Genomic DNA, 9884 nt, shown 5'->3' with positions numbered 1-9884 from the left:
GCGAAATCAAGGACTGACACCCCGCACATGACCACCCCCACCCTCACCACCCCACCCGCGCCCGCGCGCGTACCCGCAGGGGTACGGGCGCGCTCACCCCGGCCCACACCACCACCGCCACCGGCACCGGTGCCCGCACCGGTGCCGGTCAGTGTGCACGCTGTGATCGCGGCACAGGCGGCAGAGCGCCCCCACCACACCGCCGTACGCGCCCATGACGGCGCCCTGACCTATACCGCCCTCGATGAGCAGGCCAACCACCTCGCCCACCGCCTGCGCGCCCAGGGCGTCACCCCCGGCGACACCGTCGCGGTATGCCTTGAGCCCTCCGCCCGGCAGATCACCGCCCTGCTGGCCGTCCTCAAAGCCGGCGCCGCCTACCTCGCCCTCGACCCCGCCCACCCGGGCCCCACCCGCCCGAGCACCTTGCTGCACCACACCGGCGCGAAGGCCGTCATCACCCAGGAACTCTTCGCCGCCCCCCTGCGCCCCCACCCCGGGCTGCTCCTGCTGGACGCCCACCCCACCCACAAGGCCCCCCGAAGCCCCCGGCCACCCGAGGTCCACGTCCCGGCCCACGCACCGGCCTACCTCCTGCCCATGGCCGGGCCCTCCCGCAAGCCCTGGGCCGTGTGCGTGCCCCACAAGGCCCTCACCGCCCTGACCGAGGACGCCCGCTTCCTGCCCGTCCACCCCAGCGACACCGCACTGAGCTGCGCCCCCGCCCATACCCCCGGCTCCGCACTGGGTGTGTGGGCACCCTTGATGAAGGGTGCCCGGCTGCTCCTTGCGCCCACCGGCCTCACCCCCGCGGAACTGACCGCCCTCATGGCCGAGGAACACACCACCCTGGCCCGCCTCAGTTTGCGCACCTTCACCGCCCTGGCCACCACCGGCCTGCGCACCCTGCGCACCCTGCGCACCCTGGTCCTCACCCAGGCACCACTGTCCGCCGACCAGCTCCAGCTCCTGCGCCGCGAACTGCCCATCACCGAACTGATCCAGACCACCACCCTCTAACCCCCCCCGCTTCGGCGGGCAAACCCACCACCCTCACCCGCGCATACCCCCGCCCCCACCCCCGCCCCCACCCCTGCCCCCCTTTCCTGGCCCGTGGGCCGGCCGCCCCCCTTTTCGTTTCCGGCGCCGGCCCACGGGCCATCAAGCTCCCCCCCGGGGACCAGGCCCGGTGCCGGGGCGGCCCGGACGTGCAGCCAGGCAAGGCACCTGGCCGGGCGGGGACAAGGGCGGGGAGGCGACAACGCCCCGGTGCCCCGCCGTCAAAGGCAGGACACCGGGGCGCACCAGGGGAAGAGGGAAGAAGGTCAGCCACGGGCAGGGGAGCGGCCATTGAGTGTCCGCGTCACATCCGCCTCGTGATACCCGGTACGTCCCGCGACGCTGCGCCGGCGCCACTCCTGCTGGCTGGCGTGCCGGTAGACGCTGCCCGGCGCGATGCCCCACAGCCGTGCGATGTCCGCGGCGCTCAGCCACCGCACACCCCCGGCCGCCCTGCTGCCCGTATCCCGGCCGGCCTGCCCGCCGCCAGCACCCAGACCCCCTGCGGCCGAAGCAGCCGGTGCGGCGGAAGCTGCCGGTGCGGTGGGTGTGGTGGTGAGGCGGCGGCTGAGCTGGAGCCACTGGTGGCCCGCCCAGCGGTGTGCGGGATCGGCGTCACAGGTGATCACCGCCGGCCTTCCGCCGCCCGCCCCCACCACCGCCACCAGCGACCCCGCGCAGCCGCTCTCCACACAACCGCCGACCGCGACGTTGCGCGCCGTGCCGGGATCGATGACCTGCCGCCCGCGCCGCACGGCATCGGCCACCTCCTGCGAGAGGGCACCGCAGGCCGGGTGCGCGGCCAGCCAGTCGGCGTGCCGCAGGACGAACCGTGCCAGCGCACCGGCCGCCCGTACCGCCGGGGCCCGCTCGCCGCGCTCGTCGGCCACCAGCGCCGCCCACGACCCCAGCACCCCCAGCACCGCCGAACGCGCCTCCGCGGCCGCGGTGTTGAAGGGCATGTGCGGCAGCGCACCACCCGAGACCCTCTCCCGCACCCCCTGGCCACCGCCCAGGCGCCGCCCCAGCTCCTCATACAGTCCCGGCAGCCCGTCCAGCTCCCTCACCAGCCGCACCCGGCACACCGCGCACAGCCCGCCGCCCGCCGGCACCGGCCGGCCGGCCTCGCCCGCCGCCCGCTGCCGGGCACACCCCACCCCCGGGCACACGGCCTGCGGCCATGCGGCCTGCGGTGAACGAGAGCGCACACATTCCTGGTTCATGTCTCCCCCATGACTGTTCATGACTGACCATCCGGCACCAGCCGCGTGTGACCCGCTGCGCATTCCCGGTTACCGGCCCCTCGCTTTTCCCCGGCCCGAAAAGGAAAGGGGGGAAGAGTTTCCCCCGGATGCCGGGCGGGCGGGTTCTTCGAAGGGTTCCGCAACACTAATTACACGGCCCGGCATCGGCAAGACGGACACGGCCTCTTTGGTGCGGACCTGATGGATCTTTCCATTCCCTGACACAGCTTCACACACCCCTGAACAAACACCCCTTGACGCGGCGGGGGAGTGGCGAAGAAGCTGGGGACCAGCGTCGAAGAACTGTCGCCGCAGCCCAGCCCGCCCCCAGCCGGCCCCAGCCGGCCTCCAGTCCGGCCCCGGGTTGGCCCTGGCCCGTTCCCGGCTCGTCCCCTCGTTGTCGCCCTGCCCGCCGCGCCACCACCAACCGGCCCGGCAGAGCAACAACCACGGGGGCGGGAAAAAGGGGGGGGGAGGGGTGAGGCGGGCAGGCGGCCGGTACGGGCGCGCAGGCGGCAACGGCGCCGCCGCAACACCCACCGGCCCCCGGCCCGCCCCCCCCGGGGCCCGCCCCCCCGGGGCCCGCCCCCCCGGGGGCCGCCCCCCCCGGGGGCCAACCCTGGGTTTCCGGATCCGGAGGCTTTCCCGGGGGAAATCTTGCAAGGCTCTGAAGTTTCCTCACCAAGCCTTGAAACAAACCGGCTTGACTCCGGACGTGAATACCGAAGAAGCTTTCCACCAGAGTCGCCGGACTGTCGAAAAAGAACGAGGCACGGCAGGAACAGCCCCGCACGCAGCCGGCGCAACAGGACGCCCCTATGGCGTCGACATGACGTAAACCCTGCGCGGACGTCACCGATTCCACGGACGCGCACCCGGATTCACGGGCGCATGGACGCGCACACCGGATTCACAGGCGCGTGGATGTATGAACGCGTGGACGCTGTCACATCTTTTTCGCCGCCTGCGCGGTGGCCGAAGAAAATTCACACCCAAGGAGAGGTCCATGGACGCTGCGGTGATTATCGCGGGCGCCGGTCCGGCCGGGCTCATGCTCGCCGGTGAACTGCGGCTCGCCGGGACGGAGGTCATCGTCCTCGAACGCCTCCCCAAGCGGACCGGGGAGTCCCGCGGTCTGGGATTCACCGCCCGCACCATGGAGATCTTCGACCAGCGCGGACTGCTCTCCCGCTTCGGCGACATCGACACCAGCACCCAGGGCCACTTCGGCGGCCTGCCCATCGACTTCGCCCTCCTGGACGGCGCCCGCCAGGCCGCCAAGTCCGTCCCCCAGTCCCACACCGAGGCCGTGCTGGAGGAGTGGGTCACCTCCCTGGGCACCGACCTGCGCCGCGGACACCAGGTCCTCTCCTTCACCGACGAGGGCGACCACGTCGCCGTCACCGTCCAGGGCCCCGACGGCGAGTCCGTCCTGAGCGCCCAGTACCTGGTGGGCTGCGACGGCGGCCGCAGCATGATCCGCAAGGCGGCCGGCTTCGACTTCCCCGGCACCGCCGCCACCATGGAGATGTTCCTCGCCGACGTCCGCGGCCTGGACCTCGAACCCCGCATGATCGGCGAGACCCTGCCCGGCGGCATGGTCATGGTCGGCCCCCTGCCCGGCAACATCACCCGCATCATCGTCTGCGAGCGCGGCACCCCGCCCCAGCGCCGCACCACACCCCCCTCCTACGACGAGGTCGCCGCCGCCTGGAAGCGCCTGACCGGCACCGACATCTCCCACGGCGACCCCGAGTGGGTCTCCTCCTTCGGCGATGCCACCCGCCAGGTCACCGAGTACCGGCGCGGCCGCGTCCTGCTGGCCGGCGACGCCGCCCACATCCACCTGCCCGCCGGCGGACAGGGCATGAACACCAGCATCCAGGACGCGGTCAACCTCGGCTGGAAACTGGCCGCCGTCACCGCCGGCAAGGCCCCCGCCGGCCTGCTGGACACCTACCACGACGAACGCCACCCCGTCGGAGTGCGCCTGCTGATGAACACCCGCGCCCAGGGACTGCTCTTCCTCTCCGGCCCCGAGGTCCAGCCCCTGCGCGACGTCATCACCGAGCTCATCGCCTACGACGAGGTCAGCCGCCACCTCGCCGGCATGGTCAGCGGCCTGGAGATCACCTACAACGTCGGCCGCGGCACCCACCCCCTGCTCGGCCGGCGCATGCCCCGCCTCGAACTGGTCGGCGCCGACCGCAAGACCACCAGCACCGACCTGCTGCACGCCGGCCGCGCCGTCCTGCTCGACCTCCAGGACAACCCGCGCCTGCGCGAACGCGCCGCCCCCTGGTCCGACCGCATCGACATCGTCACCGCCGCCCCGTACGGCCTGCAAGAGGACCACCCCCTGCACGGCACCGCAGCCCTCCTCATCCGCCCCGACGGCTACATCGCCTGGGCCGCACCCGGCAGCCACCACGACCTGCCCATGGCCCTCGAACGCTGGTTCGGCAAGCCCCTCCTGTAACCCGGGCACCGGCCCGGGGGAAGCGAGACCCCTGATGAGCGCCCCCCGAACTCCCCGCGCCCCCCACCCCGCCCACACCACCCAGGCCCAGGCCCAGGCCCAGGGTCACCCCGCCTCCGCCACCCCGGCCGCGGCACCCTCCCCGGCTTCCCTCACCGAGCGCCGCTCCGTCGCCCGGGCCGCGCGGGCGCTGCTGGCCCGTACCGGCTGGCGGGCCGTCACCAGGCAGGCCATCGCCACCGAGGCGCACCTGCCGCTCGCCACCGTGCGCGCCCTGGTCCCCGACACCGGCCAACTGCTGCTCTCCCTGGTCCTGGACAGCTTCGCCACCGTCGCCGCGGCCCTGGCCGAGATCGCCGAGCACCACCCCGAACACGCCGAAGGAGACCTCGGGGGGCAGCTGAGGGACCTGGCACACGCCTGGCTCTCCCCGCTGGCCCGTTTCCCCGAGCACTTCACCATCGTGCGCCGCCTGAGCGCGGACCTCGACCACCTGCCGCCCGGCACCGCCGCCAAGTGGCAGATGGCCGGCCCCCGCCAGACCCGCACCGAACTCGCCCGCGCCCTGGCCCGTACCGCCCGGGCATGGCACCTGGACATCGACGACGCCGACCGCGCCGCCGACCACTTCCTGCGCCTGGCCTGCGACCCCGTGACCACCGCCTCCTTCCACGGCGCCCTGCCCCTGCCCGCCGCCGCGGCCGAGCGCGCCGTCGCCGCCGGCGTGGAGGACTTCCTGCGCCTGTACCGCCCCACCACGGCGACCCCCTAGAACACACCACACCGAGCACGCCGCACACGCCGCACATCACCGGTTCGTACCGGCGACACACCACAGAGAGAGACCACCATGCACAGCACCCTGATCGTGGCCCGGATGGAGCCCGGCTCCAGCGCGGACGTCGCCAAGCTCTTCGGCGACTTCGACGCCACCGAGATGCCGCACCGCATGGGCACCCGCCGCCGCCAGCTGTTCTCCTACCGGGGCCTGTACTTCCACCTCCAGGACTTCGACGGCGACAACGGCGGCGAGCTCATCGAGGAGGCCAGGACCGACCCGCGTTTCGTCGGCATCAGCCAGGACCTCAAACCCTTCATCGAGGCCTACGACCCGGCGACCTGGCGGTCCCCGGCCGACGCGATGGCCACCCGCTTCTACAACTGGACGGCCTCCAAGTGATGCCGCACACCAACACGAGGGGAGGCGACCTGTAGTGGGGCGCCGGGTAGTAATCACTGGAATCGGTGTGCTGGCACCAGGAGGTATCGGCACCAAGAACTTCTGGAGCCTGCTGAGCGAGGGCCGCACCGCGACCCGGGGGATCACCTTCTTCGACCCCACCCCCTTCCGCTCACAGGTCGCCGCCGAAGCCGACTTCGACCCCGAACTGCACGGGCTCAGCCCGCAGGAGATCCGGCGGATGGACCGCGCCGCCCAGTTCGGCGTCGTCACCGCCCGCGAGGCCCTGGCCGACTCCGGCCTCGACCTCGCCGGCCTCGACCCCCACCGCACCGGTGTCACCATCGGCAGCGCGGTCGGCGCCACCACCGGCCTGGACAACGAGTACCGCGTCGTCAGCGACGGCGGCCGCCTGGACCTGGTCGACCACACCTACACCCCCCAGCACCTCTACAACCACTTCGTGCCCAGCTCGTTCGCCGCCGAGGTCGCCTGGGCGACCGGCGCCGAGGGCCCGGCCACCGTGGTCTCCACCGGCTGCACCTCCGGCATCGACTCCGTCGGCCACGCCGTCGAACTCATCCGCGAGGGCACCGCGGACGTGATGATCACCGGCGCGACCGACGCCCCGATCTCCCCCATCACCATGGCCTGCTTCGACGCGATCAAGGCCACCACCCCCCGCAACGACGACCCCGCCCACGCCTCCCGCCCCTTCGACGGCACCCGCAACGGCTTCGTCCTGGGCGAGGGCTCGGCCGTCTTCGTCCTCGAAGAGCTCGAATCGGCCAAGAAGCGCGGCGCCCGCATCTACGCCGAGATCGCCGGCTACGCCTCGCGTTGCAACGCCTTCCACATGACGGGCCTGCGCCCCGACGGCCGCGAGATGGCCGAGGCCATCACCGTCGCCCTCGCCGAGGCACGGATGAACCCGCAGGAGATCGACTACATCAACGCCCACGGCTCGGGCACCAAGCAGAACGACCGGCACGAAACCGCCGCGTTCAAGCTGAGCCTGGGCGAGCACGCCTACCGCACCCCGGTCTCCTCCATCAAGTCGATGGTCGGGCACTCCCTGGGCGCGATCGGCTCGATCGAGATCGCCGCCTCCGTCCTGGCCATGGCCAACAACGTGGTGCCCCCCACCGCCAACCTCCACACCCCCGACCCCGAGTGCGACCTGGACTACGTCCCGCTCACCGCCCGGGACCACACCACCGACGCCGTGCTGACCGTCGGCAGCGGCTTCGGCGGGTTCCAGTCCGCGATGGTGCTGGCCCGCCCCGAAAGGAGCAACGCGTGAGCGCCAAGGTAGTCATCACCGGCATCGGCGTCGCCACCCCCAACGGGCTGGGCGTGAACGACTACTGGGCCGCCACCCGCGTGGGCAAGAACGCCATCGGCCCCGTCAGCCGCTTCGACGCCGCCCAGTACCCCTCCAAGCTCGCCGGCGAGATCACCGGCTTCGCCGCCGAGGACCACCTCCCCTCCCGCCTGATCCCCCAGACCGACCGCATGACCCGCCTGGCCCTGGTCGCCGCCGACTGCGCCTTCGAGGACGCCGGCGTCAAGCCCGGCGACATCCCCGAGTTCGACATGGGCGTGGTCACCGCATCCGCCTCCGGCGGCTTCGAGTTCGGCCAGAACGAACTGAAGAAACTGTGGGGCCAAGGCAGCCAGTACGTCTCCGCCTACCAGTCCTTCGCCTGGTTCTACGCCGTCAACAGCGGCCAGATCTCCATCCGCAACGGCATGCGCGGCCCCTCCGGCGTCGTCGTCTCCGACCAGGCCGGCGGCCTGGATGCCATCGCCCAGGCCCGGCGCGCCATCCGCAAGGGCAGCAAGCTCATCTTCTCCGGCGGCTTCGACGCCTCCATCTGCCCCTGGGGCTGGGTCGCCCAGCTCGCCGGCGGCCTGATGACCACCAGCGAGGACCCCGAGCGCGCCTACCTGCCCTTCGACGCCAACGCCTGCGGCTACGTGCCCGGCGAAGGCGGGGCCCTGCTGATCCTGGAGGACGCCGACGCCGCCCGCGAACGCGGCGCCACCAACATCTACGGCACCATCGCCGGCTACGGGGCCACCTTCGACCCCAAGCCCGGATCAGGACGCGAAAACGGCCTGCGCCGCGCCATCACCACCGCCCTGGCCGACGCCGGCCTTGAGGCCGGCGACATCGACGTCGTCTTCGCCGACGCCGCCGGCACCCCCGAACTCGACCGCATCGAAGCCGACGCCCTCAGCGCCGTCTTCGGCCCCGCCGGCGTCCCCGTCACCGCCCCCAAGACGATGACCGGCCGCCTGTACTCCGGAGCCGCGCCCGTCGACGTCGTCGCAGCCGTCCTGGCCATGCGCGAGGGCCTCATCCCGCCCACCACCAACGTCGAACCGTCCCCGGCCTACGACATCGACCTGGTCACCACCGCCCGCCCGGCCTCCGTCCGCGCCGCCCTGGTCATCGCCCGCGGCTACGGCGGCTTCAACTCCGCCGTCGTCGTCACCGCTGCGGACTGACACCCCGCCGGGCACCGGCCGGCACCCCGCCAGGCACCGGCTAACCCCGTCGGCATCGGCGAGAACCGCCGGTACCGACGAAGATCCGCCGGCGCCGGAAGAGCCCCTCTTCAGCCGCGAAGACCCGCCGGGTACCGGCGATAACCCGCCGGTACGAGCGAAGGCCCGCCGGCGCACCGTCGCCGTGCGACTCGCCGGGGGAGTCCCGCCGGTGGCCGCGAGGACTTCCCGGCACCGGCGAAGACCCGCTCGCACTGGCGGAGTCCCGCCAGTACTGGCGAGAACCCGCCGGCGCCGGGGTGCCCCGCCGGTACCGGTGAGAACCACCGACTCCGGCGGCAGTCCCCCCGGTGCCCATGAAAACCCGCGCCGGTACGCGCCCACCCGCGTTCTCCCAACCCCCGCACCCGGGAGAACCACCCGGCGCGCACCAGCACCCCACCCACCCGGGGGCAGGCCACCCACCGGCCCGCACCCCTCACACCGACCCGCATTTCCGTGAAAGGAACCCCTCATGTCCCACACCGAGTTCACCATCGAGGACCTCAAGCGCATCCTGCTCGAAGGCGCCGGCGCCGACGAGGGCGTCGACCTCGACAGCGACATCCTCGACACCGACTTCGAAGAGCTCGGCTACGAGTCGCTCGCCCTGCTGGAGACCGGCGGCCGCATCGAGCGCGAGTACGGCGTCTCCTTCGACGACGACACCCTCGCCGAGAACCGCACCCCCCGCGCCCTGGTCGCCACCGTCAACGCCCTCCTCGCGGCCCCCGCCGGCGTCTGACCCACCAGCACGGTCCCGGCGGGGCGTTGCCACGCCCCGCCGGCCGTACACCGGCCCTACGCCGGCCGCGGCGGCCCTCGGCGGGGTGCGGCCATCACCCGGCCTGCGAACCCCACTAGGCGTGTCCGGCGGATCTTCGGCCGCGGGCTGTCTTTGCCGCCTGCGGCGGCGGGCGCCCTGCGGGCGCGTCCTCAAGCGCCGGACGGGCTGATTGTGGCTGGGCTCAGCCGCTTTCAGCCCGTTGGGGGCACCCCCAGCGGTAGCTGGGGGAGCTTGAGGACACCGCCGCGCAGCGGTGGTGCGCACGACAAGCCCCGCCGCACCCGCTCACATGATCGGCCGGACACGGCGTAGGCCGCCGGCCCCCGCCAGCGCATCCGACGCCCCGCCGGCGCATGACCACCGGCCGGCGCTCACCACCCCGGGAACCCAGCACCACCCCACCCGTAGAACCGGCCCGCCCGTAGGCCCGGCTGGACCCGCGCCCGTACTCCCGGCTCACGCGCACCCCGCCGGACGACCCGCGTCCCGCCGGACGACCCGCGTCCCGCCGGACCACCCGCGTCCCGCCGGACCACCCGCGTCCCGCCGGACCACCCGCGTCCCGCTGGACCACCCGCGCGC

Annotated in this window: 8 protein-coding genes; 7 read left to right on the top strand and 1 reads right to left on the bottom strand. The window is 73.1% G+C overall.

What is annotated here, in order from left to right; translation table 11 throughout:
* The coding region (locus tag J7E86_RS23940) for an AMP-binding protein (protein WP_215084067.1) at positions 1-1020 on the top strand (1020 nt) is incomplete at its 5' end.
* A gap of 305 nt (positions 1021-1325) precedes the next feature.
* On the opposite strand, the gene J7E86_RS23935 is transcribed toward J7E86_RS23940, so the two are convergent.
* Positions 1326-2267 (bottom strand): hypothetical protein, encoded by a 942-nt coding sequence (locus J7E86_RS23935; RefSeq protein ID WP_215084064.1) that lies wholly within the window; start codon positions 2265-2267, stop codon positions 1326-1328.
* 1042 nt (positions 2268-3309) lie between these two features.
* On the opposite strand from J7E86_RS23935, the gene J7E86_RS23930 reads away from it, so the two are divergent.
* The 6 genes from J7E86_RS23930 to J7E86_RS23905 all read left to right on the top strand — a co-directional run bounded on the left by J7E86_RS23930 (position 3310) and on the right by J7E86_RS23905 (position 9260).
* Positions 3310-4782 carry an FAD-dependent monooxygenase gene (locus J7E86_RS23930; RefSeq protein WP_215084062.1) on the top strand — a complete coding sequence of 491 codons (1473 nt, stop codon included), beginning with the start codon at positions 3310-3312 and terminating at the stop codon, positions 4780-4782.
* A gap of 34 nt (positions 4783-4816) precedes the next feature.
* On the top strand, positions 4817-5554 hold the full coding sequence (locus tag J7E86_RS23925; RefSeq protein ID WP_215084060.1) for a TetR/AcrR family transcriptional regulator C-terminal domain-containing protein: 738 nt from the start codon (positions 4817-4819) through the stop codon (positions 5552-5554).
* 78 nt (positions 5555-5632) lie between these two features.
* Complete coding sequence (locus tag J7E86_RS23920; protein WP_215084058.1) at positions 5633-5962, top strand: TcmI family type II polyketide cyclase; 330 nt, start codon at positions 5633-5635, stop codon at positions 5960-5962.
* A gap of 34 nt (positions 5963-5996) precedes the next feature.
* Positions 5997-7265 (top strand): beta-ketoacyl synthase, encoded by a 1269-nt coding sequence (locus tag J7E86_RS23915; protein WP_215084056.1) that lies wholly within the window; start codon positions 5997-5999, stop codon positions 7263-7265.
* The gene (locus J7E86_RS23910; protein ID WP_215084054.1) at positions 7262-8476 is read left to right on the top strand and encodes a ketosynthase chain-length factor; all 1215 of its coding nucleotides are present in this window, start codon (positions 7262-7264) and stop codon (positions 8474-8476) included. The genes J7E86_RS23915 and J7E86_RS23910 overlap by 4 nt, the downstream gene beginning before the upstream one ends.
* A 514-nt stretch (positions 8477-8990) precedes the next feature.
* Entirely contained in the window at positions 8991-9260 is a 270-nt protein-coding gene (locus tag J7E86_RS23905) for an acyl carrier protein (protein ID WP_215084052.1), read from the top strand.
* The last annotated feature ends 624 nt before the right edge of the window (positions 9261-9884 follow it).

The organism is Streptomyces sp. ISL-11, assembly GCF_018614525.1.
In the GTDB taxonomy this organism is placed as follows: Bacteria; Actinomycetota; Actinomycetes; order Streptomycetales; family Streptomycetaceae; genus Streptomyces.
This window is presented reverse-complemented; position numbering and strand designations above follow the sequence as displayed.